This window comes from Stenotrophomonas panacihumi (genome assembly GCF_001431645.1).
Taxonomy (GTDB): domain Bacteria; phylum Pseudomonadota; class Gammaproteobacteria; order Xanthomonadales; family Xanthomonadaceae; genus Stenotrophomonas_A; species Stenotrophomonas_A panacihumi.
The window spans coordinates 1-4,195 of the sequence record NZ_LLXU01000018.1; the positions used below are offsets into that span (position 1 = coordinate 1).

The window sequence follows — 4,195 nt, forward strand, 5'->3', positions numbered from 1 at the left end:
TTGCGCCTGCGCGCCGCGCTCGGCGAAGAACGCGCGAATGTCGGCATTGAGCGCGGCGCGCAGGCGCAACGCGGCCAGGTTGATCACCTCGCTCATGCGCCGTGCTTCCGCAGCAGCGCGAGCAGCTGCGCCTCGTCCCACACCGGCACGCCCAACGCCTGTGCCTTGTCGAGCTTCGAGCCGGCTTCGCTGCCTGCCACCACGAACGAGGTCTTCTTGGACACGCTGCCGGCCACCTTGGCGCCCAGCGCTTCCAGCTGTTCCTTGGCCTGGTCGCGGGTGAGCTCCACGAGCGTACCGGTGAGCACGACTGTCTGCCCGTCCAGTGCACCGGCCTGCTCCTCGGCGGCCTCCGGCAACCGGCCCAGCAGCGCCTGCAGGCCTTGTTGCGCCCGCTGGGCGAACGCCTCGTGCTCGGCCAGCCAGGCCAGCAACGCTTCGGCCACCGTGGCGGGCACGCCGGCGGCGGCCAGTGCCTCGGCATCGGTGCGACGCAGCGCATCGAAGTCGGCGAACGCCTCGGCGACCTGCGTCGCGCGCACTGCGGTGACCTTCGGGATCTCCAGGTCTTCCAGCAGGCGGGCGAACGACAGCTCGCCGCGCAGCTTGGCGCTCGGGGCGTGCGTATCGGCGATCACCACGCCGCGTTCGAGCAGCGCATCAATCGCCGCCTGGTTACCCGGCTGGTCGAAGAAGTGGCCGATGGAGCGCGCCACCTCGCCGCCGATATCGGGCACGCGCTTGAACAATGGCCACGGCAGCGTGCGCACGAGATCCAGGTCGCCGAACCAGTGCGCGATGGCCTTGGCGGTGCTTTCGCCGACATGTTCGATGCCCAGCGCGTAGAGGAAGCGCTCCAGCGAGGTGTTGCGGCTCGCCTCCAGCGCGGCGACCAGGTTCTCGGCCCACTTGGTGGCGATCTTCTTGCGGTTCCAGTCGAACGCCGGCAGGCCGGCGCGCAGCAGGTCGGCCTGCCAGGATTCGCCTTGCAGCGATTCCACGCGCTGGGCAAGCGTGCGGTAGCCGGCTTCGGCCAGGTGCTCGCGCGCCTCGCGCAGGAAGGCCTCCGGCGATTCGGCGCCCGTGACCAGGCGCAGCGCCAGCAGCTGGTCGAGGTCGAGCAGGTACAGGTCGGCCACGCCCTGCACCACGCCGCTATCGACCAGCACTTCGATGAACTTCTCGCCCAGCCCGTCCACGTCCATCGCGCGGCGCGAGACGAAATGGCGGATCGCCTCCTTGCGCTGCGCCGGGCACGTCAGCTCGCCCGAGCAGCGCCATACGGCCTCGCCTTCCTCGCGCACGATCTCCGAACCGCACACCGGGCACTGCCGCGGCATCTGCCATTCGACGGTGCCGGCCGGGCGCTGGTCGGCGACGACGCTGACGACCTCGGGAATCACGTCACCCGCGCGTCGCACGATCACCGTATCGCCCACGCGCACGTCCAGGCGGGCGATCTGGTCGGCGTTGTGCAGCGTGGCGTTGGTGACCACCACGCCGGCCACGTGCACCGGTTTGAGCCGCGCCACCGGGGTGGCCGCGCCGGTGCGGCCGATCTGGATCTCGATGGCCTCCACCGTGGTGGACTGCTCCTGCGCGGGGAACTTGTGCGCGATGGCCCAGCGCGGGGCGCGGGCGACGAAGCCCATCTCGCGCTGCCCGGCGATGTCGTCGAGCTTGTAGACCACGCCGTCGATATCGAACGGCAGCGTGTCACGGCGTTCGCCGATCTGCCGGTAATAGCCGATCAGTCCCTCCGCGCCCTGCACCACTTCGACCAGGTCGCTGACCGGGAAGCCCCAGTCGCGCAGCTGGGCCAGGATGCGCGAGTGGCGGTCGGGCAGCGCGCCACCTTCGACCTGGCCGACGCCATAGGCATAGAAGCTCAGCCGGCGTTGGCGGGTGATGCGCGGGTCGAGCTGGCGCAGCGAGCCGGCGGCGCCGTTGCGCGGGTTGGCCAGCACCTTGCCGCCATGCAGGCGTGCGTATTCGTTGTACGCCTCGAAATCGCCGCGCGACATGTAGACCTCGCCCCGCACTTCCAGCACCCGCGGCCAGCCTTCGCCGCGCAGGCGCAGCGGGATCGCATCGACCGTGCGCAGGTTGGCGCTGACATCCTCGCCGGTGGTGCCGTCGCCGCGCGTGGCGCCCTGCACGAACACGCCGTCCTCGTAGCGCAGGCTGATCGCCAGGCCATCCATCTTCGGTTCGGCGGAGAACGCGGGCGCGGCGGTGTCCAGGCGTTCATCGATGCGGCGCACGAACTCCTGCACCTCCTCGTCGCTGAAGGCGTTGCCCAGCGACAGCATCGGCACGGCGTGGCGCACTTCGGCAAAGCCGCTGCCGGGCGATGGCGCATGGCCGACGCGACGGGTGGGCGAATCGGCGGTGGCCAGTTCGGGGTGCGCGGTTTCCAGTGCTTCCAGTTCGCGCATGAGCGCGTCGTAGTCGGCGTCGGGAATCTGCGGCTCGTCGAGGACGTGGTAGCGGTAGTTGGCGTCTTCGAGTTGGCGGCGCAGGTCTGCGGCGCGCTGGGCGGGATCCGGGCGGGCGGTCATCGGTCGAAAACGGCACTGAATACGGAAGTGGAATTCTAGCGAGGCGCTGCGGAAGGTGACATGAGGCCGGCCCTCTTGTGGCGCGGGGCCTGCTGCCGCTAGCGTGCGCTGTCGCCCGCCCTGGAGCCCTGCCGTGTCCGCATCCGTGTCCCGCCGTTCGTTCCTGCAGCTGGCCGGTGCCGGCCTGGCCGCTTCATCGCTGGGCGTGGCGCCGGCCGCGCTGGCCGCGGCGCCGGCCGCCAATGCGGTGGTCGACCGCAAGGTGTACCTCAATTTCAACGAGTGCCCGCTGGGGCCTTCGCCGGCGGCGCTGCAGGCGATGTCGCGCGGGCTGCCGACGACCGGGCGTTATCGCTTCGAGCTGGCCGGGCAGTTGCGCGAGCTGCTGGCCTCGCAGCTGGGCGTGCCGGCGGAGCGGCTGGCGCTGTATCCGGGGTCGAGCGATCCACTCAATCGCGCCGGGCATCTTTTCACTTCGGCCGAGGCGTCGGTGGTGGTGCCCGATCCCACGTTCGAGGCGGTGGCCGACGTGGCGGCCGCGCACGGGGCACCGGTGCGCAAGGTGCCGCTGGCCGCGGACTTCAGCCATGACGTGGAGGCGATGGCGGCGGCCGATCCGCGTGCGGGGTTGATCTACGTGTGCAATCCCAACAATCCGACCGGTTCGGTGACGCCGCGCGCGCGCATCGAGTGGTTGCTGGCGCACAAGCCGGCCAATGCGGTGGTATTGGTGGACGAGGCGTACATCCATTACAGCGAGCAGCCTTCGGTGGTGGACCTGGCGGCCAGCCGCGACGACCTGATCGTGCTGCGGACGTTCTCCAAGCTCTACGGGATGGCGGGGCTGCGGCTCGGGGCGGCGGTGGCGTCGCCGGCGTTGCTGGCGCGGCTGGAACAGATCGGTGAAAACCCGCTGCCGGTGCCGGCGATGCTGGCAGCCGATGCGAGCCTGCGCGACAGCGCGCTGGTGCCGACGCGGAAGGCGGCCAATGCGCGCATCCGGCAGCAGACGGTGGAGTGGCTGCAGGCGCGCGGCTTTTCGTGCATTCCGAGCGAGTCGAACTGCTTCATGGTCGACATCAAGGGCGACGGGAAGGCGTTCTCGCAGGCGATGGCGGCGCAGGGTGTCGTCGTGGGGCGCAGTTGGCCGATCTGGCCGCAGCGGGTTCGGGTGACGGTCGGGACGGAGGCGGAGATGCAGCAGTTTCGGACTGCCTTTACTGATGTGTTGAAGGCTGGCGGGTAGTTTTCTTTTCGGCTGTTCGGTTGGCGTCGCGCGGCGTGCGGGGGCGAAGCGCGCTCGGGGGACGCCAAATACTGCATCCATGCGGGGCTCGTCAGGCGACATCCATGTCGCCCGACGCCCCCGAGCGCGCTTCGCCCCCGCACACCCCACGGCTCTCTTCGACCGGCGAGGAAAGAAAGGCGAATCGCAGCGCAAAAAGCCGTGGCATGGCCACGGCTTTTCTTCTTTCTCTCTCTGGAGCAGAGCCCCCCTTTGTTAAGGGGGGCGCGGCGAAGCCGCGGGGGATAGGCAAGGGAAGCGCGGGGCCCCGAAGTTTGCTGCGCAAACTTTGGGGAGCTGATCCCGCTACGCGGGATCAGCTGCGCCACCTTTGACTAAGGCCCCGCGC

Annotated in this window: 2 protein-coding genes; one reads left to right on the plus strand and one right to left on the minus strand. The window is 69.8% G+C overall.

Annotated elements, in window-relative coordinates; all coding sequences use genetic code 11:
- Window positions 1–92: 92 nt before the first annotated feature.
- Complete coding sequence (gene ligA / locus ARC20_RS00840) at window positions 93–2,561, minus strand: NAD-dependent DNA ligase LigA (RefSeq protein ID WP_057642908.1); 2,469 nt, start codon at window positions 2,559–2,561, stop codon at window positions 93–95.
- A 133-nt stretch (window positions 2,562–2,694) separates the two neighbouring features.
- On the opposite strand from ligA, the gene ARC20_RS00845 reads away from it, so the two are divergent.
- Complete coding sequence (locus ARC20_RS00845) at window positions 2,695–3,807, plus strand: pyridoxal phosphate-dependent aminotransferase (protein WP_057642911.1); 1,113 nt, start codon at window positions 2,695–2,697, stop codon at window positions 3,805–3,807.
- Window positions 3,808–4,195: the final 388 nt, after the last annotated feature.

Bases quoted from the DNA above. Each gene is read 5' to 3' on its own strand.
- ligA (WP_057642908.1), bottom strand. From the start codon at position 2,561: ATGACCGCCCGCCCGGATCCCGCCCAGCGCGCCGCAGACCTGCGCCGC.